Below are 229 nucleotides of genomic sequence, written 5' to 3' on the forward strand. Positions count from 1 at the left end.
TAGCGGCAAACATACCTGTCACGCAGGAGATCACGGATTCAATTCCTTCATGCCTCTTATGTTGCGGGTGTAGTTTAATGGTAGAACTTCAGCCTTCCAAGCTGATAGCGTGGGTTCGATTCCCATCACCCGCTCCATTCATATATTATGGGCCTATAGCTCAGCTGGTTAGAGCGCACGCCTGATAAGCGTGAGGTCGATGGTTCAAGTCCATTTAGGCCCACCATAG

Annotated in this window: 2 tRNA genes; both read left to right on the forward strand. The window is 49.3% G+C overall.

Annotated elements, in window-relative coordinates:
* Nucleotides 1-63 precede the first annotated feature (63 nt).
* Nucleotides 64-137 (forward strand) — tRNA-Gly (locus AAHB12_RS31590).
* 12 nt (nucleotides 138-149) lie between these two features.
* Nucleotides 150-226: transfer RNA gene (locus AAHB12_RS31595), tRNA-Ile, on the forward strand.
* Nucleotides 227-229: the final 3 nt, after the last annotated feature.

This window comes from Bacillus sp. OTU530 (assembly GCF_038440375.1).